Raw genomic sequence first — 23,366 nt, forward strand, 5'->3', positions numbered from 1 at the left:
AAGTACACTCTGCCGGTCTGAATTTTATGCATAAATAATCAGCAGATCCTTGGCATCAATCTGATCACCGGCGCGTACCAGCACTTCTGCCAGCACACCGTCCCGCTCGGCATGAAGGGCAGTTTCCATCTTCATCGCCTCAATCGACAGCAAGACATCTCCGGCTTTCACACTCTGTCCGCTAACCACCGCCACTGTTGAAACAATACCGGGCATCGGCGCGCCGATATGGGTCTCATTGTTCAGCTCGGCTTTGCGACGGGCGCCTTTGGCGGCACCGCGTGTACGATCCGGAACTTTGATACGGCGCGGCTGACCGTTCAGCTCAAAAAACACTGTGACCATGCCCTGATCGTCAACATCACCCACTGCCTGATTGCGGATAACCAGTGTCTTGCCGCGCTCGATCTCAACAAAGACTTCCTGCTCCTGCGCCAGCCCGTAGAAATAAACCGGCGTCGGCAGCACACTTGTCGGCCCGTAAAGGGTCTGTGCGCCAGCAAAATCGGTGAAGACTTTCGGATACATCAGATAGGACGCAAATTCCTGATCGCTGATTTTGCGCTCCAGTTTGGTTTCAATCTCTTTGCGCTCTGCTTCCAGATCAGCCGGTTGCAGCAACGCACCCGGCCGCTCTGTAAACGGCTTTTCGCCTTTCAGCACTTTGGCCTGCAAATCCTTCGGCCAGCCTGCAGACGGCTGCCCGAGATCACCGCGCATCATGGAGACTACGGAATCTGGGAACGCAATATCCTTGGCAGGATTGGTCACATCACCTGTCGTCAGATCCTGACTGACCATCATCAGCGCCATATCGCCCACCACTTTGGAAGACGGCGTGACTTTGACAATATCGCCGAACATCAGGTTCACATCGGCATAGGCCTGCGCCACCTCATGCCAGCGGCTCTCCAGTCCCAATGAGCGTGCCTGCTCCTTCAAATTGGTGAATTGTCCGCCCGGCATTTCATGCAGATAAACTTCCGAGGCAGGGCCTTTCAGGTCACTCTCAAAAGCTGCATATTGATTACGCGCCGCCTCCCAATAGAAGGAAATCCGGCGGATCGAAGCCGGATCAAGCTGCGGATCGCGCTCACTGCCCGCCAATGCTTCAACAATCGAGCCGAGGCATGGCTGTGAGGTATTGCCCGACAATGCATCCATTGCCGCATCGACAACATCCACACCGCTCTCCACGGCCGCCAGTACCGTTGCTGCGGCAATGCCGGATGTATCATGGGTATGGAAATGGATCGGCAGATCGGTTTCCTGCCGCAAGGCCGTGAAGAGTTTGCGTGCCGATTGCGGCTTCAGCAACCCCGCCATGTCTTTAATGGCGATGATATGCGCTCCGGCCTTTTCAACCTCACGCGCCAGTTTCAGATAATAATTGAGATCATATTGCGGGCGTGCCGCATTCATCAGATCGCTGGTATAGCAGATCGCTGCCTCGCAGAGCTTGCCCTCTTCCAGCACGGCATCCATCGACACGCGCATATTCCCAACCCAGTTGAGACTGTCAAACACGCGGAACAGATCAATACCGCCGCGTGCGGCTTCACGCACAAATTGCGTCACCACATTATCGGGATAGCTCTTATAACCCACGCCATTGGCACCGCGCAGCAGCATTTGCAGCAGCAAGTTCGGTGCGCCATCACGCACTTTGCTCAGCCGTTCCCACGGATCTTCCGTCAAAAAGCGCATGGAAACATCGAAAGTCGCACCGCCCCAACATTCCAGAGAAAACAGGTTCGGCAGCAGGCGCGCATAGGTTTCGGCAATCTGCGCAATATCATAGGTACGCATACGTGTGGCGAGCAAAGACTGATGCCCGTCCCGCATGGTCGTATCGGTTACCAGCACCCGCTTTTGCTCACGCATCCATTGCGCAAATTTCTGCGGCCCCAGCTCTGCCAGTTTCTGGCGGGTGCCGTGCTGAATATCACCATCGGGCACATAAGGCACTTTCGGTGCGGCCGCATTCATGTCCGGCAAGGCACGGCCTTTGGTTTCCGGATGACCATTGACCGTCACATCGGCAATATAGGTCAGAAGTTTGGTCGCGCGATCCTGTCGTTTCACATGCTCGAACAATTCCGGCGTCGTATCAATAAATCGCGTAGTATATTCGTTACTGCGAAATTTCGGATGCGTAATAATCGCTTCGAGAAAGGTCAGATTGGTCGACACACCGCGGATACGAAACTCCCGCAGTGCACGATGCATACGCAGGATCACCTCTTCCGGTGTCGACGCCCATGCGGTCACTTTCTCCAAGAGCGGGTCATAATAGCGGGTGATGAATGCACCGGAATAGGCGGTACCGCCATCCAGACGAATGCCGAAACCGGTTGCCCCGCGATAAGCGGTAATCCGCCCATAATCCGGAATGAAATTCTGCTCCGGATCTTCTGTCGTGATACGGCATTGCAATGCATGGCCGCGCAGAACAATCTTGCTCTGCTCCGGCACACCGGATTCCGGCGAGCCGATAGCTGCGCCTTCCAGAATACGGATTTGCGCTTTGACAATATCAATGCCGGTGACTTCTTCCGTCACCGTGTGCTCCACCTGAATGCGCGGATTGACCTCGATAAAATAGAATTTCCCTGATGTCACATCCATCAGGAACTCGACCGTCCCCGCACCGATATAATTGGTGGCACGAGCGATCTTCAGCGCATAATCGGCCAGTTCCTGACGCTGCCCATCATTGAGGTAAGGCGCCGGTGCACGTTCCACCACCTTCTGATTACGCCGCTGCACCGAACAATCACGTTCAAACAGATGCACAGCATTACCATGGGTATCGCCGAGGATTTGCACTTCCACATGGCGCGCATGTTCAATGAGTTTTTCGAGATAGACCTCATCCTTGCCGAAAGCGGCTTTGGCCTCGCGTTTGGCTTCCGTGACCTCACGTGCCAGATCTTTGGCCTCGCGAATGGCACGCATACCGCGTCCGCCACCACCCCATGAGGCTTTAAGCATCAGCGGATAGCCGATGCTATCAGCAATCTTGCGCACCTCATCCATATCCTCCGGCAGTGGATCGCTGGCAGGAACCACCGGCACACCGACCTCAACGGCCAGATTGCGCGCAGCAACTTTATTGCCGAGGCGGCGCATCGTGTCGCCTTTCGGACCAATGAAGATAATGCCGTTCTCAGCGCAGGCATCGGCAAATTCAGGACTTTCCGACAGCAAACCATAGCCCGGATGAATGGCATCAGCACCGGAGAGTTTGGCAACGCGGATCACTTCCTCGATTGAGAGATAGCTTTCAATCGGCCCCAGATCACGCTGCAGATGCGGGCCGCGCCCGACCTGATAGCTCTCATCGGCTTTAAAACGATGCAATGCAAGTTTATCTTCCTCTGCCCAGATCGCCACGGTTTTCATGCCCAGCTCATTTGCAGCGCGGAATACGCGGATAGCAATTTCAGAGCGGTTTGCGACAAGAATTTTATGGATAGGCAAAGCAGGTCTCCCTCACTGCAAAACTATTCTGACACATGTCGGTCGTTCCCGTGACCGGCAAAATTCCGCCTGCATACTGATCGTTTTTTTTGTGAAAGAACAGCGAAAATACGTCTTAAAATAACAATGCCCGACACAAGTGCCGGGCATTGCTGAGCCAATTATTCCAAAGTATTAGACCTCTTTTCGACAAAGAGAATACTATTCTAATTCTGCAATAATTCCCTGATTTCAAGAATTATTTTTTCTGGAAATAATTATATTTTCCGTCGTCGCCTTTGCGCCATTCAAACATGACATAAGGCGAAAGATTCGGATCGCCTTTTTCATCATAGGAAATCTCGCCGAGAACTGTCTTGAACGGGCCTTTTTCCTTCATGGCTGTCGCAACAGTCATAGGGTCATTGGTACCGGCAGCCTTTGCCGCCGCAGCCAGAGACTGCACTGCCGCATAGGAATAGAAAGTATAAGCTTCCGGCTCAAATCCGGCATCGCGGAATTTTTTAATCAGCTCGGCATTGGCCGGATCTTCACGCGGATCAGGGCCGAAAGTGTTCAGCACACCGGCAACCGCATCACCGGCAATCGAAGCCAGTTCGTTAGACACAATACCATCCCCGGAAATGAACTGTGCTTTCAAATCCTGATCGCCCATCTGACGGATAATCAGACCGGCTTCCGGATGCAGACCGCCCCAGTAAATAACCGTAACGCCGTCACGCTTCAGCTTGGCGATCAGCGCAGAATAATCTTTTTCACCGACATTCACGCCTTCATAAACTGTCTCTTTCAGACCCAGTTCATTCATCGCATTTTTGGTAGCGTCTGCAAGTCCCTGACCATAAGGGGTTTTGTCATGAACAATTGCGATTTTACCGTCTTTGAAATTATCGACGATATATTTGGCGGCAGCGATACCCTGATTGTCATCGCGGCGGCAGGTCCGGAATGTATTCCAGAGACCACGATCGGTATAAACCGGATTGGTGGTGCCCGGTGCAATCGCAAGAATACCGTTTTCAGCATAAACTTCCGAAGCCGGAATGCTTACACCCGAATTAAAGTGACCGATGACAAATTGCACACCATCGGCAGCAAATTTATTGGCAACGGACATGCCCTGCTTGGGATCAGAAACATCATCGCCATAAACAAGAACGATCTTTTCGCCGTTCAGACCGCCTTCTGCATTCACAACTTCAACAGCTGCTTCCACACCGTTTTTAATCTGTGCGCCATATGCGGCACCACCGCCCGTCAGAGGTGCACCAACACCGACCAGAATATCGGCCCATGATGAACCGCTAAAGGCCAGCATTGCAGACAGTGCAACACCGCAGAACAGAGACTTCTTCATATTTCCTACTCCCGTGAATATGCTCAAAAACTGACAAAAAGCAGGTTCTGAGGTCGCCGGAACACCGGCATTTTTCTGTCGGAATGAGACATCCGGCAGAATTTCTTTCGACAGTTCCTCTATGAAAACCGGTTTCACACGGAACTGTTCTGAAACAAAAACTGTCTCCGCTGTCTGCAATACAGCTTTCAATCAAACGGGGCCGGACTGAGCCGGCCCCGCTGATTTTCAAAGACAGGTTTACTGCTGAATGTAAGTGAACTTACCGTCAGCGCCTTTTTCCCACTTATACATGACATAGCCCGGCAGCTTCGGATCGCCTTTCTCATCGAAAGAGATATCTCCGAGCACAGTCTTGAATGTGCCGGACTTCAGTGCTTTCGCAACTGTTTCCGGATCATTGCTGCCTGCAGCTTTCGCTGCACCAGCCAGCGACTGCATCGCGGCATAGGAGTAAAGTGTATAAGCTTCAGGTTCGAAACCGGCATCGCGGAACTTCTTCACCAGATCAGCATTGGCCGGATTGTTGCGCGGATCAGGACCGAAAGTATTCAGAGTTCCTTCAACCGCATTACCGGCAATGGAAGCCAGCTCATTGGAGACGATACCGTCACCGGAAATGAACTGCGCTTTCAGACCCTGATCGCCGAGCTGACGAATAATCAGACCGGCTTCCGCGTGCATACCGCCCCAATAAATAACGGTAATGCCTTCCTGTTTCATTTTTGCGATCAGTGCCGAGAAGTCCTTCTCGCCAATATTCACACCTTCATACAGGGTTTCTTTCATACCTGCTGCATTGAGTGCTTTCTTGGTTTCATCAGCCAGACCCTGTCCGTAAGGTGTCTTGTCGTGAACAACAGCCACTTTGGCGTCTTTGAACTTTTCAGCAATATACTGACCTGCAACAATACCCTGCTGGTCATCGCGGCCGCAGGTACGGAATGTGTTCCACATACCGCGATCAGTATAAACAGGGTTGGTCGCACCTGGTGAAATCTCCAGAATGCCGTTTTCCTGATACACTTCTGAAGCCGGAATTGTTACACCGGAGTTAAAGTGTCCGATAACGAATTTAACACCGTCAGCGGCAAACTTGTTGGCAACCGAAATGCCCTGTTTCGGATCGGAAACGTCATCACCAAGGGTGAAAACGATTTTCTCTCCGTTCAGGCCGCCTTCAGCATTGATGATCTCTGCTGCAGCCTCGGCTCCTTTTTGAATCTGGAGACCATAAACCGCGTTCGGTCCGGTCAGCGGTGCGCCGATACCCACCAGAACATCCGCAAAAGCCGAGCCACTGAAAGCCACGAGAGCCGACACTGCTACGCTGTAGAATAAAGATTTTTTCATATTAACTGCTCCCATTACAATGATTATGCCGGAAACCGTCTGCCGCAGATCAGTTTCCTTGTTTTATTAAATACGGAGATCAAAGTTTTGCGGTGCAATACCGATGATCGGCCGGTCATTTTTATTACAATCATTAAGCAGAAACCGGTTTCCCGGGCAGTTCATACCGGCGTGTTACACCGGCGTATCACAATACTCACTTCGTTCCCGCAAAGCGGAATATTGCAATTTCAAAACACCCCCAAATTCAATAATCAACTCAGGGATGTTGTTTCTTGGTTCCTTTAAATCGCCTGTTATTTCGACTTATAGGAAAATGGTGAAGTCTGTTCATAGAGCCAGTTATATTGACGCACCATCTGCTTCACCTTTGTGAAACGATAGCCAAGCGTGCCAATCACCAGCAACACAACAAAATCGACCAGATAGTAATGCAGCGACAGCAATGTCCCTTCAAACATCGCAAAATGAATAAAACGAACCATCGCTGTCAAAGGCAGGAGATAGAGCACAAACATTGCATATGGGCGCCATGTTTGTGCGCAGGCCCGCCCTGTCATCCATGCGGCCCAGCCGCCGAGAATGCAGGTAATCAACAAAAACAGCCAGAATGACGGCTCTTCATAGAGAATGCCTTGCATCAATAATTCTCCCCAATTCACCGGATTTCTGAATGAAATTTCCGGCTGGTGCAATTTCCGGAAGTGAGGCTGATTTCTTTTAGCGCCCCGGCTTGTCAGAAACTGCGTTAATTCGTCTAAAGCTGAACATTATGAAGAGTGCCGGACAATTTGTCTGTCCGGCTTTCTCATCAATGACGTCCGCCTTCCAGATAGGCTGCGCGGACTTCCGGATTTGCCAGAAGCTCCTGCCCGCTGCCGCTCATAGTAATCACACCATTGACCATCACATAACCGCGATGAGCAAGTTTCAGCGCACCGAAAGCATTCTGCTCCACCAGAAACACAGTCAGTCCGGTAGTGCGGTTCAGCTCTTTAATCGCCTCAAAAATCTGTTTGACGATCAGTGGTGCCAGACCAAGTGACGGCTCATCCAGCATCAGCAATTTTGGCCGCGCCATCAATGCACGGGCAATCGCCAGCATCTGCTGCTCACCGCCCGACAAAGTACCGCCGCGCTGATTGATACGCTCTTTAAGACGCGGAAACAGATCAAACATCAGTTTCACATCTTCATCAAAGTATTTTTGATTATCGAGACTGGCACCCATTTGCAGATTTTCCATCACGCTCATGCGCGGGAAAATACGGCGTCCTTCCGGAGACTGCGCAATACGCAGTTTTGCAATCTCGTGAGGCGGCATAGAGGTAATATCTTTGCCCTCAAAAAGAATGCGTCCGGTGCGGGCACGCGGTGTACCGAAAATCGTCATCATCAGAGTTGATTTTCCGGCACCGTTTGCACCGATCAGCGTGACGATTTCACCGGATTTAACCGTGACATCAACACCTTTCAGCGCGCAGATATTGCCGTAATAGGTCTCAACCTTATCGATAACCAGAAGCGGGTTCTGAGCCTGCATCATTTACCCCCCTCAGTTTTCTTCGTCGAATCTGTCTCTTCGGATGTCTCATGGCTGGACGGTACTTTGCCGGCTTCCACACGGGATGAGAATTCCGTTTTTCCGCCGCTGGCCAGCTGACGTGCCTGCCCTACCCAGTCTTCACGGGCAATACGGCCGTCAAAGCTCAGATACATCTCAGCCTGTTTGATATCAGCTTCTGTCCACGCAGCAATCTGATCGAAATGATAGATGCCATGGGCATTGAGCTTGGTCTCATTGACACTGCCGATCCCTTTAATCAGGGTCAGATTATCAGCAATACCGCCACGCGGGGCATCCAGACCACCGGCAAGATGCTCCGGTGCTGCAACCTCATCCGCAGGATCAACATCTGCAAGCTGCGTGACCAGCTGATCAACTTCCCCGACGTCACCGCCGGAGCCTTCAATCAGATCGGTTACCTCATCATCATCAACACCAAGATAGGCGGCGATAACTTTAGGATCATTCTGCACAAAGCTCGGAGCGCCGTCAGAGATTTTCGTGCCGTATTCAAGCACGATCACATGGTCGGAAATTTCCATAACCACCGACATATCATGCTCAATCAGCAGAATGGACGTGCCTGTCTCTGCACGAATATCCAGCAAAAGCTTGTTAAGCTCCGCAGATTCACGCGGGTTCAGACCGGCTGCCGGCTCATCAAGACACAGCATTTCCGGATCGGTGCACATAGCACGGGCAATTTCCAGACGGCGTTGATCGCCATAAGGAAGATCACCTGCTGGATCATCAGCACGATGGATCAGATTGATCTTCTCAAGCCAAATACGGGCTTTTTCGACCGCGTCTTTCGCTGCCTTTTTATAGCCGGGAAATCCGAGCAGCCCCAGAAAAGTAAAGCCGGATGACACCATCAGCGGATTATGCTGGGCAACCAGCAGATTTTCCAGAACCGTCAGACCTGTGAACAGGCGGATATTCTGGAAAGTACGGGCAACCTTGGCTTTTTTGGTAATCACAAAATCCGGCATCCGTTCCAGCAGGAACTTATCGCCGTTTTTATGCTGCATCGTCACCATGCCGCCGGTCGGCTTGTAGAAACCGGTCAGGCAGTTAAACACAGTGGTTTTACCGGCACCGTTCGGCCCGATCACCGCAGTGATCTCGCCGCGCTTGGCTTCAAAGCTCAGATCATTAATTGCCACCAGACCGCCGAAACGCATGGAAAGATGCTCGACTTTCAGAATGGTATCGGCGTTTTGTCTTTTTTCAGCAAGTTCAGAATTTGCCATAGTATTTATCCCCGCCATCAACCGTGACCTTCCTTGGTAAAGGAACCGGACACCAGCTTACGCTCATTCAGGAAGGCGCTTGGTTCACGATGACCGACAAAACCACGCGGTTTCCAGACCATCACCACAACCATAGCCAGACCGAAAATCAGCATACGATAGAGTTCCGGCGTAAAGCTTTGGCCGAACACGGCTTTCAGGAATGAAAGTTCGCGCAGGATTTCTGTACCGCCGATCATCACGATTGCAGCAATCGCAATACCGATCAGCGATCCCATACCGCCAAGAACCACAATGGCAAGAATAACCGCGGATTCGAGGAAGATGAAGGATTCCGGGCTGACAAAGCCTTGACGCGCGCCGAAGAAGGCACCGGCAAAGCCGCCAAACATCGCGCCGGTTGCAAAGGCGGTCAGCTTGGTTGTTGTCGTATTGATACCCAGCGCACGGCAGGCAATTTCGTCCTCACGCAGTGCTTCCCATGCACGGCCGATCGGCATACGGCGCAGGCGGATTGTGACCCATGCGGTCAAAAGCGCCAGCAGCAGAATGACGTAATAGAGGAAGATTTTATAATGGGCTGCGGAAAATTGCAGACCGAACGTGGCAGCAAAACCATCAGGACCCGCTTTAAACGGAATGCCGAAGAAAGTGGCCTTGGCAATACCCGACACACCATAGGTGCCTTTGGTGACCGCCGTCCAGTTTATCAGCACAAGTCTGATGATTTCACCGAAAGCCAGTGTCACGATCGCAAGATAATCGCCTCGCAGACGAAGCACAGGGAAGCCGAGAATAATGCCCCAGAAAGCTGCGAGAATACCGGCAACCGGCAACAGCGTCCAGAAAGACAGACCGAAATAGGAAGACAGCAATGCGTAGGAATAAGCACCGACCGCATAGAAAGCCACATAACCCAAATCCAGCAGACCGGCGAGACCGACAACGATATTCAGACCCCATGCCAGCATGATATAGATGAGGATCTGCACACCGAAATTATCCACCCATTTCAGGGAACCCTGAAAACCGAGTGTCAGAACAATCAGCACCGGATAGATAAACAGGAACAGAATTGCCAGTTTCGAAAAGTTCTTACGGAAGAACGAAACATCACCGCTGGCAACAACCTGTTTTTCGGATTTCCCGCGCTTTGCCATATATGGCACAAGAAAAGCGCGGTGCAGAAAACGGCCGATACCTGCCAGAGCAACAAGGGTAAACAACAGACCCCAGCGCTGAACCAGCACCAGCTCATTATTGATATTCTGTTCGGTTTTGAAACCGACGATCAGTACGAACAGGCCGAATGCCAGAATAGCTGCAATGATACCTTCGCGGATACCGGCTGCAAAATCTGACGGTTCAGCCTTCGGTGCACCCGCCGGAGAAGTTTGAAAAGCATTGGTCATGTTACACCTTTTCAACTTCTGGACGGCCGAGAATGCCGGAAGGCATAAAGATCAGCACTATCGCAAGGATCGAGAACGCAGCAACATCTTTATAATCAATCGAGAAATAGGCAGACCAGAGCGCCTCGATCAGACCGATCAGCAAGCCACCGATCACAGCGCCCGGAAGCGAGCCGATGCCGCCGAGAACCGCTGCGGTGAACGCTTTCACACCCGGAATAAAGCCGTCTGTAAACGAGATAACCCCGTAGAATGTGAGATAAAGCGTACCGGCCACGGCTGCCAGTGCGGCGCCCATAACGAAGGTCAGAGAAATCGTGCGGTCAACATTGATACCGAGCAGTGATGCCATTTTACGATCCTGTTCGCAGGCACGCTGGGCGCGCCCCAAGGATGTACGGTTAACAATATACCAGAAGATTGTGAGCAAAACGATGGTAACTGCAATGATAACGATCTGTTTCAGCGAGATGATAACACTGGTACCGAATAATGAATAAGAGTCATTAATCAGCGAAGGGATCGGCTTGTTACGCGGACCCTGTGTTACCTGCACGAAGTTGGACAGCGCAATGGACATACCAATTGCTGTAATCAGCGGTGCAAGCCGGAAAGACCCGCGCAATGGCCGGTAGGCGACCCGCTCAATGGTCCAGCTCCACATACTGGTCAGGATCATAGCGACAATCATCATCAGCAGGATTGCAAGTACGACAGGTACTGCACCAACAAATGTTGTCAGCAATAAAAAAACAATAAGCGCCATAAAGGCGCCGAGCATAAAAACATCACCGTGAGAAAAATTGATCATGCCGATAATACCATAAACCATGGTATAGCCGATGGCGATCAATCCATAGATCGATCCGAGCGTGAGCCCGTTGATCACTTGCTGGATAAAATATTCCATTGCAAAGTCACCCTTTTATGATCTGAATTATTGTCACCTTTAACAGGCTCTTCCCTTATATTTCAGATCGTTTACTCCTACTGCACAATCCGGCAGGCAAAATCCGCCTTGGTACCGCCCAGCATTTATAGATCCGCCGCATGTCCCTAAGGACAGACCGGCATTATTCATTTTAGCATTTCAGGCAAAATTCTCCCCCGATAGTTTCTGCGTAGTCAGACAAGCTTCCCTCTGTCTTTGGCTGAACATGCGCCAAACCGGATAGCTCGCATACACAGAAACTATAGAAATAACGACTAGTAATATAGTATTATATTCCCCCTGCTCTGCTCCTGAAATTTAAGATTACTCATAATTTAATGCCGGTCAATCGCCCTTCTGCATTGTTTCAAAGATTGAACAATGTTCCGTTTGCGACGTCTTTAACGAACTACAAATCCGTGCGCGAACGGGTCACGGTCATCAATAAAAATCGTATTATATCCGGTCATGCGCGCCCAGCCGGCAACTGACGGAATTATCGCTTTCTTATCAGCAACTTGTACCTCTGCCTCCACACGTCCGTGGAACAGTGACCCGATCACAGATTCGTGAACAAAATCGTCACCTGCCTTCAGCTCTCCGCGTGCCGCCAGCTGCGCCATACGCGCCGAGGTACCGGTGCCACATGGTGAACGATCAATCGCTTTTTCCCCGTAAAAAACGGCATTTCGTGCATGAGCTTCCGGTTTCGTCGGTTTTCCTGTCCACAAAATATGGCTGAGGCGGTTGATATCAGCCAGTTCCGGATGCTGAAATTTATACAACTCATTGAGTCGCTGACGTAAAACAGGGCTCCAGCCGATCAGATCCAGTACCGAATAATCGGCAAGATCCGTGTAATTTTGTTGCGCCTCAACAATTGCATAGAAATTTCCGCCATAGCTGACATCAACTTTCAGCATGCCGAGATCAGGACATTCCACTTCCAGACCTTCCGCATAGAGGAATGCCGGAACATTGGTGAGCCGCACACTCTCCACATATTGGCCGTTCTGCTCATATTCGATCGCGACTTTACCGGCCGGTGTATCCAGATTGATCTTGCCCGGTACTTTCGGCGTGATCAGTCCCTGCTCAATCGCCATGGTTACAGTACCGATCGTGCCATGTCCGCACATCGGCAGGCAGCCCGATGTTTCAATAAACAGCACGGCCACATCGCAATCTTCGCGTGTCGGCGGATACAGGATGGAGCCGGACATCATGTCATGACCGCGCGGCTCAAACATCAGCCCTGTGCGGATCCAGTCATATTCCGCCAGAAAATGCGCCCGCTTTTCCATCATGGTTGAGCCATGCAGGTTCGGTCCCCCGCCGGCAACAAGCCGGACGGGATTCCCGCAGGTATGACCATCAACACAGAAGAAGGAATGTTTTGCCATGATGTTTCTCAAAAACGTTTCGGACTGAAAGCACTGACAGGCAGTGCGGTTGTTTCGTGATTAAGCAGCTGCGTTACCAGCCGTGCTGTTGCCGCCGATTGTGTCAGCCCCAGATGTCCATGACCAAAAGCATAGACAATATCTTTGGAAGCCGATGAATAACCGATGACCGGCAGCGTATCCGGCGTTGAAGGACGATAGCCCATCCATTGCCGTCCGCCCTCAATATTCATCTGCGGCAGGAACTGTTTTGCTTTTTTCAGCATAGCTTCTGAACGCGCATAATTCGGAGGTAACGTCAGCCCGCCGAGCTCGACCGCACCGCCCACACGCACGCCGGTCGTCAGCGGCGTAATCACAAAAGCATGTCCGGGGAATGTCAGCTGACGGCGGATGTCATAAGCCCCGACCGGCAGTGTCGTATTATATCCGCGTTCTGTCTCCAGCGGTACCGCATCGCCCAGCTGAGCACTCAGATGATGTGACCATGCCCCTGCGGCAACAATGAGTTTTTTGCACTGCAGCTTACTGCCGTCAGCCAGTGTGACTTCAGCACCGCCCTGCATATGCGCGATTTTAGTAACCACGCCCTGCCGGTAGCGGCTGCCGAGTTTCTCTGCATAAGCCCACAGAGCTTTACCATAAAGTTTCGGATCGGAGACATTCTTCCATTTCGGAACAAAACAGCCAACCACAAAACGCGGTGATAATCCCGGCTGCAAGGCTGCCAGTTCAGCGCCGCGCACCACACTATAATCAATGCCTGCCTGTTTTTTGGCTTCCCAGCCGGGCATAGCCGCCTGCAGTTCAGCTTCACTTTCATAAAGCTCAAGATTGCCTTCATGATGGATCATGTCCGTCACACCGGCACGTTCCGCCAATGCCAGCATTTCGCGTTCGGCAAGTTGCATCATCTGCCCTTGCACGACAGTACTGTTGCGCAAAGCCGAAGGACTGCTCGCACGCCAGAAGCGATAAAGCCATGGCAGCAATTTCAACAAGTAAGACGGACGGATAGCGAAGGGCCCCAGCGGATCCATCAGCCAGCCCGGCACTTTTTTCATCACACCTTTGGAAGCGAGCGGCAAGACTTCAGAAAATGCCAGTGCCGCCGCATTACCGGAACTTGTCTCCTCACAAATACCGGTGCGATCCACAACCAGCACAGAATGCCCCGCCTCGCTCAGCACAGCTGCTGCAGCGATACCGACAATACCTGCCCCGATTATAATAATTTCAGAATTATTCTGCTTCCCATCCACATTGACGCTATTGACCGACGCCATGTGCCCTCCTGCCTGCTACACTTATTGTTATTTCAGCTGGTGCAGACCTTACGCCGTAAAATACATTCTTGCTATGAAAAAACCCCGATTATTTTTGAATTAACCGGGGTTCAGATTGTCAGATTTTTGGCAGTTCAGGCCGTGTCGCCAGAGCCTGTTTTACAATCTTTTCGACCTGTGCGCGGCGCTCTCCGCTCAGCGGCTGGCGCGGCAGACGAACACGATCATTCGACTGAATCGCATGAGCTTCAATCAGCTTGAGGTTCTGCACCAGATAGGTTGAAACATCGAGATCAAGCAGCGGACGCATCCAGCGATATAGCGGCAGCGCTTCATCATAACGCTTCTGCTTGATGAGCTGATACAGAACCACAGTTTCACGCGGCAGCGAGGTCACAACACCGGCAACCCAGCCGATTGCACCGGTTGTCAGCGCTTCAAAAGCCAGATTGTCTACGCCGGTGAAAAGATCAAAACGATCGCCGAACTGATTGACGATATCGATTGTGCGACGGATATCATCTGAAGATTCCTTGATCGCAACAAACAGATCGTCCTTTGCCAGTTCTTCAAGGCATTCACCGGTCACATCCACACGATAGGCCATGCGGTTGGAATAGATCATCACTGGCAGACCACCGGCAGCAGCCATGGCTTTCAGCGTGGTGACAGTTTCCTGAGGATTGGTGAAATAGATCGGACTTGGCACAACCATCAGTCCGTCTGCACCGGCTTTCGCAGCAGCTTTGGCAGCAGCAGCACCTTCACGTGTACCGGCCTCGAAAACGGTCATCAGCACCGGACGTTTTCCGGCAACCGCACGGGCGGTTTTGAAAACTTCCAGCTTTTCCTCTCCCGACAGCATCGGGCCTTCACCCAGAGAGCCGCCGACAACAAAACCGTCAACGCCCGCATCAATCTGCAGACCGAAGCAACGCTCCATCTCTTTATGATCCAGAGCATCATTTTCGGTAAATTTTGTTGTGACTGCCGGAAAAATACCTGACCACATAACCACTCTCCCAATTGATATATTTCTGATATATCTAAATTCAAAATGCGCGTCAATTAAATTCTGCACGGGATAATGCAGACTTATAAACAATCGCCCAGTCAGGACGACCGGCACTCATATTGAGAAAACCGGCTTCTTGTAGTATCTCTCAGAAAAATATCATTGAAATTTATACATTCTGCATATTGCGCTTTAGCGATATCGGCTTCGCAAAAACTAAAAGCAGAGCACAGCTTGCCGCAAATTCTGCCGGCAGCAAAACTGCTTATCAATAACAAGGATAAAGCCTTTATGTCAGGGCAGTCAGACTATTCCGACGACCAGCAGACAGTAACCGCACTCAGCCTCTCGGATCAGGCTTACCGGCTGCTCGAACGCCATATTGTTACACTGCAGCTGCAACCGGGAAGTGTCACCAATGAACGTGTCCTGATCGAGCTCACTGGTATGGGCAGAACACCGGTGCGCGAAGCTATCCAGCGACTGGCATGGGAAGGCCTGATGGAAGTGCGGCCGCGCTCGGGTATTGCGATTACGGCCCTTGACCCTAAGGATTTCACCAAGGTTCTGGATGCCCGCGAAGGTGTCGAGCAAATTCTTTGCCGCGATGCAGCGCGTTATTCCGGTGCTTATGAGCATGAGAAACTGCGCGAAGCTGCGGTCATGATGAAGCAAGCCGCCACAACGCAGGATATCCCACTGTTTCTGGACGCCGATAAAGCGTTTGATGAAGTTCTTGGCAGCGCCTCACTCAACAGCTACGCCACACGTCTGGCCGCGCCTCTGCAAAGCCACAGCCGCCGCTTCTGGTTCCGCCTGCGCCGAGACAACAGCCTGCAGGATTCTTCAACTGCCCATACGCAGATGATTGACGCAATTGTCTCCCGTGATGAAGCAGCCGCCATTGAAAGCGCAAAACAGCTCATCGCCTATCTGCGTACACTCACCCCATAAGGGCCGTAATTGCTGCCGATAAGCCTGTTTCATCTCCGAAAGGCTTATCGGCTATATGTTTGTTTTTAATTCGCATTTTTCATTGAAATTATTAGCAGCACCTTGCCTGCTCTTCCTGTTCAGCAGTACCGGTTTTACGCAAACTGCTGAGAGTGATTATCAGGGGCCGGTTGTAACCAGCTGCAAGACCATTGGCACTCTTGCAGCTAAATGGGACAAAACATCCGAACAATGGCCGGAAATTACTCTGCAGGCAAAAGTCAAAGCTGTACATGAGGCCAATCCGATTGCCGTAACAGAGCTTTGCCCGAACCAGAGACTGCAAGTCATCTGTCTTGACTATGACAATAGTGCATTGAAAGCCGGAGATCATGTGGAAGTCAGCGGGATGCTAACCAACAGCTTTAAGGGTGGAGTGGTGATTGACCCCTGCTCCACCCGCTTGCAGCAGGACTAAGTTCCTCCTATTCGGCCATTCAAACAGGTAATTTATTAAATACAGGAACTTATTTCGCGCTGCATCGTTATCTCTTTGAATAGTTTTCTGAACCGGAAGATACCCGTCTCCGGTTTATGGCCATCACACAAGGAGATCACTATGGCTTCCAAATTGCGTAATGATGCAGAAAAGACATTTGAAGACCAGATTGCGGAACTGAAAAGCGAACTGGCTTCGGTTACCAAGAAACTCTCCGAGCAAGGTTCTGCATTTTACGATGATGCCCGCGAAAATGCATCCGAAACCTATGAAAATCTCCGTAAACGCGGTCGCGTTGCAGCAAGAGAAGTCAGACATCAGGCACAGGTCGTGACCGAAACAGCCAAAGAAAATCCTTTGGCAACCGCAGCGCTTGTCGCCGGTATCGGTCTGGTGCTGGCTCTGTTAGCCCGCCGTTAAGAGAATAATTTTCAGCAAGACAGGAGTGATCCCTGTAATACGGGGATCACCGAACAAAACTGCATATCTGAGGTCGTATGAATAAAAACGGATTATATATTCTGCTCGGTGCGCTCATTGTAATTATTATCGGCTTTTCGATTTACACCTATCAGCAGGAATCCAAACCCAAAGGTGTCGAATTGAAAATCGGTGAGCAAGGCGTATCGATTGAACAGAACTGATTTTGTAAATCTATTTAGATACAAAAAAACCGCGATAAATTTATCGCGGTTTTTTTATGATCAAAAGGCTGCAAACGCCCTGCATTATGCAGGCAGAATAGCGCCTTCAAGAGTTGTCAGTTGATGCAGGAACAATTCTGCAGCAGTACGATGCTCCGGTGAAGCAGCATCATCAATCAGTTGACGTGCATGCTCGATGCGGGCAGCAATATCTTCACGCTTAACTTCATCAATATGAAGTGCGGATTCTGCCAGCAATGAGCAGCCTTCCGGAGTAATGTCAGTGAAGCCGCCGAAAACGATATAAGCGTCGCTCTTACCGTCAGCAGTTTTGACTGTTACTTTACCGGGAATAATGGTGGTCATCAAAGGAGCATGACCGGCCAGAACTGTCAGATAGCCTTCGCTACCGGGAATGACCACTTCGCTCACTTCTGCAGAGAGCAACAGGCGTTCCGGTGATACCAGTTCGAATTTGAAGGTTCCAGCCATGATTCTCACTCAAATTTCCTGAACAAGCTGCTCTGAAACAGTGTTCCGGCGTTGAATTCTATAGGTCAGCGTATCGAAACAACGCTGTCAGTTTTAACTGTTTTACAAGAGGGTCTCAAGAGACACACCTGTTGTAAGAACGGTCAGGCAGACCAAAGCCTGCCTGACCAATCACATTAAGCGGCCTGTGCCAGCTTCTGTGCTTTTTCAATCGCTTCTTCAATCGAACCGACCATGTAGAAAGCTGCTTCAGGCAGGTGATCGTAATCGCCTGCGCAAAGGCCTTTAAAGCCTTTGATTGTATCCTGAAGATCAACCAGCTTACCTGGCGAACCGGTGAAGATTTCAGCCACGAAGAACGGCTGGGACAAGAAGCGCTCGATCTTACGGGCACGGGTCACTGTCAGCTTATCTTCTTCAGACAATTCGTCCATACCAAGGATGGCGATGATGTCCTGAAGCGACTTGTAGCGCTGCAGAATTGACTGAACCTGACGGGCAGTCTCGTAATGCTCTTCACCAACGATCATCGGGTCAAGCATACGGGATGTTGAGTCAAGCGGATCAACCGCAGGATAAATACCCTTTTCAGCGATCGAACGGTTAAGAACCGTAGTCGCATCCAAGTGCGCAAAGGAAGTCGCAGGCGCAGGGTCAGTCAAGTCATCGGCAGGAACGTAAATTGCCTGCACCGAAGTGATCGAGCCTTTGGTTGTGGTGGTGATGCGTTCCTGCATCGCGCCCATATCCGTTGCCAGTGTAGGCTGATAGCCCACAGCGGAAGGAATACGGCCGAGAAGCGCAGACACTTCCGAACCAGCCTGTGTGAAGCGGAAAATGTTATCCACGAAGAACAACACGTCCTGACCGTCATCACGGAAGCTTTCAGCGATAGTCAGACCGGAGAGAGCAACACGGGCACGCGCACCTGGCGGCTCGTTCATCTGACCGTAAACGAGAGCTGCTTTCGAGCCTTCGCCGCCACCCAGCTTGTTAACGCCGGATTCGATCATTTCGTGATAAAGGTCGTTACCTTCACGGGTACGCTCACCAACACCGGCGAATACCGAGTAACCACCGTGGGCTTTAGCCACGTTGTTGATGAGTTCCATGATGAGAACGGTTTTACCAACGCCCGCACCGCCGAACAGACCAATCTTACCACCTTTAGCGTAAGGGGCGAGAAGATCCACAACCTTAATACCGGTTACCAGAATCTCGGATTCAGGTGACTGTTCGATATATTCAGGAGCCGGCTGGTGAATACCGCGGGTCGCAGCAGTCACGATCGGACCAGCTTCATCAACTGGTTCACCGATTACGTTCATGATACGGCCGAGTGTTTCAGGCCCTACCGGAACGCGGATCGCATCGCCGGTATCACGCACGATCTGACCACGAACCAGACCTTCGGTCGAGTCCATAGCAATGGTACGTACTGTATTTTCGCCAAGATGCTGAGCAACTTCCAGAACGAGACGGTTACCGAGATTGTCGGTTTCCAGCGCGTTCAGGATCAGAGGCAGATGATCATCAAACTGGACGTCGACGACAGCGCCGATGACCTGCTTGATACGGCCGACTGCACCAGATGCAGCCTCGCCGGACTTAGCCTTTGCCGTGGTCTTGGTAGTTTTCGGTGTCGCTGCTTTAGCCATCGATCCTTACCTTCCGATTAGAGCGCTTCCGCGCCCGCAATAATTTCAATCAGTTCTGTGGTGATCTGAGCCTGACGCTGACGGTTATATGTGATCGACAGCTTGTTGATCATATCGCCCGCATTACGCGTTGCGTTATCCATCGCGCTCATTTTTGCGCCCATTTCACCGGCCACATTTTCAAGCAAAGCGCTGAAAATCTGGACAGAGATGTTGCGCGGCAGAAGATCGTCAAGAATAGCAGCCGCATCCGGCTCATATTCATAGATCGCACCACCAGTAGAAACCGCTTCCCCAGCATCACCAGCTCCGCCATTGGCAGATGCCGGAATAAGTTGCTGAGCAGTCGGAACCTGATTAATCACCGACTTGAACTGCGAGTAGAACAGTGTCGCAACATCAAATTCGCCCTTATTGAAAAGCGCGATCAGTTTGCGACCGATCTGGTCGGCATTGGCGAAACCAAGCTGCTTAACTTCGCGCAGATCAACGTGATCGATGATCTGACCGCTAAAGTCACGACGCAGAATGTCCGCACCTTTTTTGCCGACAGTAATGATTTTTACTGTCTTACCCTTTGCCAGCAACTGGCGGGCATGTTCACGGGCGAGACGTGCGATCTGCGAGTTGAAACCACCGCACAGACCACGTTCCGCAGTAGCGACGATGAGCAAATGCACATCGTCTTTACCGGTACCCGCCATCAGTTTCGGTGCATCATCACCGCTTACATTCTGGGCAATATTGGCCAGAACTGCACTCATCCGCTGAGAATACGGCCGTGCCGCTTCGGCTGCTTCCTGGGCACGACGCAGCTTAGCCGCGGCGACCATTTGCATCGCCTTGGTAATTTTCTGCGTCGCCTTAACCGAGGCGATACGGTTTCTCAGATCCTTTAGTGAAGGCATCCGTTCATCCCGTCAGAGTTAATCAAGCAAAGTTCTTGGCGAAAGCGTCGATAGCTGCCTTGAGTTTGCCCTTGATTTCGTCGCTGATTGCCTTCTGATCGCGGATCGCATCCAGCACATCTTTGTGCTCGTTGCGCAGCGATGCCAGAAGACCGGCTTCAAATTTGCCAACCTGATTAACAGCCAGCTTATCGAGATAGCCGTTAACACCGGCGAAAATCACAGCAACCTGTTCTTCGGTTTTCAGCGGCGAGAACTGTGGCTGCTTGAGCAGTTCAGTCAGACGCGCACCGCGGTTCAGAAGACGCTGGGTTGCAGCATCCAGATCGGAACCGAACTGCGCAAACGCAGCCATTTCACGATACTGAGCGAGCTCACCCTTAATCGAACCGGCAACCTGTTTCATCGCTTTAATCTGAGCGGCAGAACCCACGCGGGAAACCGACAGACCAACGTTAACAGCAGGGCGGATACCCTGGTGGAACAGGTTGGTTTCAAGGAAGATCTGACCGTCTGTGATCGAAATCACGTTGGTCGGAATAAACGCGGAAACGTCACCGCCCTGAGTTTCAATAACCGGCAGAGCGGTCAGAGAACCTGCACCGAGTTCGTCATTCAGCTTAGCCGAACGCTCGAGAAGTCGGGAGTGAAGATAGAATACGTCACCTGGGTAAGCTTCACGGCCCGGAGGACGACGCAGCAGCAGGGACATCTGACGATAAGCAACAGCCTGCTTGGAAAGGTCATCATAACCGATCAGAGCGTGCTGGCTGTTATCGCGGAAATATTCACCGATTGCACAGCCTGTGAACGGCGCCAGATACTGCAGAGGCGCAGCATCAGAAGCAGTCGCAGCGATAACAACCGAATATTCCAGAGCGCCGCGCTCTTCGAGCACTTTAACGAACTGGGCAACGGTCGAACGCTTCTGGCCGATCGCAACGTAGATGCAGAACAGCTTGTCTTTGTCAGGGCCGTTATCATGGATCGGCTTCTGATTCAGGAAGGTGTCGAGAATGATTGCGGTCTTACCGGTCTGACGGTCACCGATAACCAGCTCGCGCTGACCACGACCAACAGGGATAAGAGCGTCAATGGCTTTCAGACCGGTCGACATCGGTTCGTGAACCGATTTACGCGGAATGATACCAGGAGCTTTAACGTCTACGCGGCGACGCTCGGTTGCAACGATCGGGCCTTTGCCGTCGATCGGGTTACCAAGAGCATCAACAACGCGGCCGAGCAGGCCAGGACCGACTGGAACGTCAACGATGGCGCCGGTACGTTTAACGGTATCGCCTTCTTTAATGTCACGGTCAGAACCGAAAATAACAACACCAACGTTGTCGCTTTCAAGGTTGAGCGCCATACCGCGGATGCCACCCGGAAATTCGACCATTTCACCGGCCTGAACATTGTCCAGACCGTATACACGGGCGATACCGTCACCAACGGAAAGAACCTGACCAACTTCGGAGACTTCTGCCTCCTGGCCAAAATTCTTGATTTGCTCTTTCAGAATTGCGGAAATTTCCGCAGCGCGGATGTCCATCAGCCGACCTCTTTCAGTGCAAGCTTAAGAGAAGAAAGTTTAGTGCGAAGGGAAGTGTCAATCTGACGCGATCCCAGCTTCACAATGAGACCGCCAAGAATCGACGGATCGACAGTGACATTGATTGTCACGTCCTTGCCGGCCACACTCTTCAGCGTCGCCTTCAATTCATTTTGCTGCGCCTGCGTCAATTCGCGGGCAGAAGTCACATCAGCTGCAACTTCACCGCGGCTTTCGGCGGCGATCAGATAAAAAGCTTTGATCATGTCCGGCAATACGAAAAGCCGGCGATTACCAGCAACAACACGCAGGAAATTGCCGACCAGACCGGTGATACCGGCTTTGTCTGCAACTGCGGCGATTGCATGGAGCTGATCTTCAGCAGAGAAGACCGGGCTGTGGATCAGGCGGCGAAGTTCTTCGCTTTCACCGATCATAGCCTCGATGCGGCCAAGATCTTTCTCCACCTGAGCAACGGATTTAGACTCAAGCGCCAGATCAAACAGGGATCCAGCATAGCGCTGAGCAACACCGGAAATGAGCGAAGACGATCCTGTCACGAATAACCATCTCTCTTGGTTGAAATCCCGCTTTTAACGCATAGTTTATCCATGCACAAAAACAGCGATTTTATTGATGTTTTTCAATACCCCCGATGAAGTGCCGATTTGCACCGCCATCTGTGCCCTGCGGACGACCCGCCTGACTGCATTGAAATTCGAAAGCCGTCTAGCATAGACAATCAGGACTCGCAACACGCGAATCCCGCCGTTTCATGCGCTTTACAGTGCTATTTTGATGCTGCGGACAAGTTTCATGAGCTAAAGTTCATAAGCACTGCAGACTGCGAAAATCAGCACCGCTTATAATTATTCAAATATAACAATAGCTTAAATGAATATGCAGGATGATTTTACCGCGAAGAAAATGCCGGATTATCCAAACAGGCATTTCGCTAACCATTTGCAGAATTCCGGCAAAATTATGCTCACATCATACGATTTTTCTTTGGAGCATAATTCAGCCGCAACTGATTCCCGCTTCAGCCTCTGTCTGACAGATTCTGCTGAAGCGCGGCCTGTTTCAAGAGTCAGGCAACAAAGCCGAAAGCAAAGAGCAACGGACCTGCGGCCAGCATCAGCTCAACCACAACGGCAATCCAGTTATAAAAACTGTTAGCCTTATCCGACATCATCGAAATCAGACGGCCGAAAAGCACAAAGCCCCAGACGCAACCCAGCGCCATCCATAAGAACGGTTGCGCGAATAACAGGCAGGCCACGCCAAGGCCGATATAAGGCCCTGCAATTGTCGCCCGTACCGATGAAAGAGCATTGGCACGCAGATCAGGCGCGTTGAGACGCAGAATTTTCAGCGAAATTCCCGGTGCAAACATCAGGATCAAACCAAAGAGCAACGTGATAACGCCCACAGTCCATGCCAGCCATTCACCCTGACTTGAAGGTAGATAAAACGCCACGTTACACCTCTTAAAACCGTCGTTGTTTGTTCGTCAGAGCAAGTTTTTAGCCTGATGGAGCACCTGCCGCTCTGCTCTGACAGCACCGAATATAACTAATTTAACGAGCTATATTCCTGACCTGTGGCCATGGAAAGCAA

Annotated in this window: 21 protein-coding genes; 4 read left to right on the forward strand and 17 right to left on the reverse strand. The window is 51.3% G+C overall.

Annotated elements, in window-relative coordinates; translation table 11 throughout:
- Nucleotides 1–24 precede the first annotated feature (24 nt).
- The 11 genes from pyc to KHQ09_RS15560 form a co-directional block, all read right to left on the reverse strand.
- A complete protein-coding gene (gene pyc, locus KHQ09_RS15510) occupies nt 25–3,483 on the reverse strand; it encodes a pyruvate carboxylase (RefSeq protein ID WP_213599163.1) in 3,459 nt (1,152 codons plus the stop codon).
- Nucleotides 3,484–3,721: 238 nt separating this feature from the next.
- Entirely contained in the window at nt 3,722–4,840 is a 1,119-nt protein-coding gene (locus tag KHQ09_RS15515; RefSeq protein ID WP_028233389.1) for a branched-chain amino acid ABC transporter substrate-binding protein, read from the reverse strand.
- 240 nt (nt 4,841–5,080) lie between these two features.
- On the reverse strand, nt 5,081–6,193 hold the full coding sequence (locus KHQ09_RS15520; protein WP_121994222.1) for a branched-chain amino acid ABC transporter substrate-binding protein: 1,113 nt from the start codon (nt 6,191–6,193) through the stop codon (nt 5,081–5,083).
- 296 nt (nt 6,194–6,489) lie between these two features.
- Nucleotides 6,490–6,834, reverse strand: a complete 345-nt coding sequence (locus KHQ09_RS15525; RefSeq protein ID WP_022709909.1) for a DUF6867 family protein — start codon at nt 6,832–6,834, stop codon at nt 6,490–6,492.
- A 170-nt stretch (nt 6,835–7,004) separates the two neighbouring features.
- On the reverse strand, nt 7,005–7,736 hold the full coding sequence (locus tag KHQ09_RS15530) for an ABC transporter ATP-binding protein (protein ID WP_370637837.1): 732 nt from the start codon (nt 7,734–7,736) through the stop codon (nt 7,005–7,007).
- Nucleotides 7,736–9,013: an ATP-binding cassette domain-containing protein gene (locus tag KHQ09_RS15535; protein WP_213599165.1), complete on the reverse strand. Its 1,278-nt coding sequence runs from the start codon at nt 9,011–9,013 to the stop codon at nt 7,736–7,738. The genes KHQ09_RS15530 and KHQ09_RS15535 overlap by 1 nt, the downstream gene beginning before the upstream one ends.
- Before the next feature lie 17 nt (nt 9,014–9,030).
- Nucleotides 9,031–10,425, reverse strand: coding sequence for a high-affinity branched-chain amino acid ABC transporter permease LivM (livM, locus tag KHQ09_RS15540; protein ID WP_022709906.1), 1,395 nt, complete (start codon nt 10,423–10,425; stop codon nt 9,031–9,033).
- Nucleotide 10,426: 1 nt separating this feature from the next.
- Complete coding sequence (locus KHQ09_RS15545) at nt 10,427–11,335, reverse strand: branched-chain amino acid ABC transporter permease (protein ID WP_022709905.1); 909 nt, start codon at nt 11,333–11,335, stop codon at nt 10,427–10,429.
- Nucleotides 11,336–11,757: 422 nt separating this feature from the next.
- Nucleotides 11,758–12,759, reverse strand: a complete 1,002-nt coding sequence (locus KHQ09_RS15550; RefSeq protein WP_075657259.1) for a 4-hydroxyproline epimerase — start codon at nt 12,757–12,759, stop codon at nt 11,758–11,760.
- 8 nt (nt 12,760–12,767) lie between these two features.
- On the reverse strand, nt 12,768–14,045 hold the full coding sequence (locus KHQ09_RS15555) for an NAD(P)/FAD-dependent oxidoreductase (RefSeq protein ID WP_213599167.1): 1,278 nt from the start codon (nt 14,043–14,045) through the stop codon (nt 12,768–12,770).
- Between the two features lie 118 nt (nt 14,046–14,163).
- Nucleotides 14,164–15,057 carry a dihydrodipicolinate synthase family protein gene (locus KHQ09_RS15560; RefSeq protein WP_213599169.1) on the reverse strand — a complete coding sequence of 298 codons (894 nt, stop codon included), beginning with the start codon at nt 15,055–15,057 and terminating at the stop codon, nt 14,164–14,166.
- Between the two features lie 294 nt (nt 15,058–15,351).
- Between KHQ09_RS15560 and KHQ09_RS15565 the strand changes: the two genes are divergently transcribed.
- The 4 genes from KHQ09_RS15565 (at nt 15,352) to KHQ09_RS15580 (ending at nt 17,136) form a co-directional block, all read left to right on the forward strand.
- Entirely contained in the window at nt 15,352–16,014 is a 663-nt protein-coding gene (locus tag KHQ09_RS15565; protein WP_213599171.1) for a GntR family transcriptional regulator, read from the forward strand.
- Nucleotides 16,015–16,096: 82 nt separating this feature from the next.
- Nucleotides 16,097–16,471, forward strand: a complete 375-nt coding sequence (locus KHQ09_RS15570; protein WP_213599173.1) for a hypothetical protein — start codon at nt 16,097–16,099, stop codon at nt 16,469–16,471.
- Nucleotides 16,472–16,612: 141 nt separating this feature from the next.
- On the forward strand, nt 16,613–16,912 hold the full coding sequence (locus KHQ09_RS15575; protein WP_022709899.1) for an ElaB/YgaM/YqjD family protein: 300 nt from the start codon (nt 16,613–16,615) through the stop codon (nt 16,910–16,912).
- Nucleotides 16,913–16,989: 77 nt separating this feature from the next.
- Nucleotides 16,990–17,136 (forward strand): hypothetical protein, encoded by a 147-nt coding sequence (locus KHQ09_RS15580; RefSeq protein WP_170265303.1) that lies wholly within the window; start codon nt 16,990–16,992, stop codon nt 17,134–17,136.
- An 84-nt stretch (nt 17,137–17,220) separates the two neighbouring features.
- On the opposite strand, the gene KHQ09_RS15585 is transcribed toward KHQ09_RS15580, so the two are convergent.
- From KHQ09_RS15585 to KHQ09_RS15610, 6 genes are all read right to left on the reverse strand, one after another.
- On the reverse strand, nt 17,221–17,628 hold the full coding sequence (locus KHQ09_RS15585; protein WP_022709897.1) for a F0F1 ATP synthase subunit epsilon: 408 nt from the start codon (nt 17,626–17,628) through the stop codon (nt 17,221–17,223).
- A gap of 176 nt (nt 17,629–17,804) precedes the next feature.
- On the reverse strand, nt 17,805–19,286 hold the full coding sequence (atpD, locus tag KHQ09_RS15590) for a F0F1 ATP synthase subunit beta (RefSeq protein ID WP_213599175.1): 1,482 nt from the start codon (nt 19,284–19,286) through the stop codon (nt 17,805–17,807).
- 17 nt (nt 19,287–19,303) lie between these two features.
- Complete coding sequence (locus KHQ09_RS15595; protein WP_022709895.1) at nt 19,304–20,194, reverse strand: F0F1 ATP synthase subunit gamma; 891 nt, start codon at nt 20,192–20,194, stop codon at nt 19,304–19,306.
- Nucleotides 20,195–20,216: 22 nt separating this feature from the next.
- Nucleotides 20,217–21,746, reverse strand: coding sequence for a F0F1 ATP synthase subunit alpha (gene atpA / locus KHQ09_RS15600; protein WP_022709894.1), 1,530 nt, complete (start codon nt 21,744–21,746; stop codon nt 20,217–20,219).
- Nucleotides 21,746–22,306, reverse strand: a complete 561-nt coding sequence (locus KHQ09_RS15605; RefSeq protein WP_022709893.1) for a F0F1 ATP synthase subunit delta — start codon at nt 22,304–22,306, stop codon at nt 21,746–21,748. Before KHQ09_RS15605 ends, atpA begins: the two co-directional genes overlap by 1 nt.
- Nucleotides 22,307–22,836: 530 nt before the next feature.
- Nucleotides 22,837–23,226 (reverse strand): AGROH133_08824 family phage infection protein, encoded by a 390-nt coding sequence (locus KHQ09_RS15610; protein WP_022709892.1) that lies wholly within the window; start codon nt 23,224–23,226, stop codon nt 22,837–22,839.
- Between the last annotated feature and the right edge of the window lie 140 nt (nt 23,227–23,366).

Origin of the sequence: Pseudochrobactrum algeriensis (assembly GCF_018436245.1) — a bacterium.
GTDB lineage: Bacteria > Pseudomonadota > Alphaproteobacteria > Rhizobiales > Rhizobiaceae > Pseudochrobactrum > Pseudochrobactrum saccharolyticum.